Origin of the sequence: Actinoallomurus acaciae (assembly GCF_042429965.1) — a bacterium.
In the GTDB taxonomy this organism is placed as follows: Bacteria; Actinomycetota; Actinomycetes; order Streptosporangiales; family Streptosporangiaceae; genus Actinoallomurus; species Actinoallomurus acaciae.
Genome location: NZ_JBHLZP010000633.1, coordinates 3,291 through 3,647, shown reverse-complemented (window position 1 = coordinate 3,647; position 357 = coordinate 3,291). Strand labels below are relative to the sequence as shown.

Here is a 357-nt window from a genome sequence, read left to right as displayed (position 1 = left end):
ACGTGCGAGGTGTGCGAGGCGTAGTCGACCGGGATCCGGCGGACCCGCACGCCCTCGTCCTCGTAGGAGTCGACCAGCTCGGCCAGGGCATCGGGGTCCCCGGCGACGACGACCGAGGCGTGGCCGTTGACGGCCGCCGTCTCGAGGCGGCCGTCCCAGCGGGCCAGCCGGGCGGCGACCCGGTCCTCCGGCAGCGCCACCGAGGCCATGCCGCCCCGTCCGGCCAGCCTCCGGGCGATGACCTGGCTGCGCAGCGCCACCACCCGCGCCGCGTCCTCCAGCGACAACGCCCCCGCGACATACGCGGCAGCGATCTCCCCCTGCGAATGCCCCACCACCGCATCCGGACGAACCCCG

At 75.9% G+C, this 357-nt stretch carries 1 protein-coding gene; it reads right to left on the bottom strand.

Annotated features, from left to right (window positions below; all coding sequences use genetic code 11):
* The coding region (locus tag ACFFNX_RS43785; protein ID WP_378212161.1) for an acyltransferase domain-containing protein at positions 1-335 on the bottom strand (335 nt) is incomplete at its 3' end.
* Between the last annotated feature and the right edge of the window lie 22 nt (positions 336-357).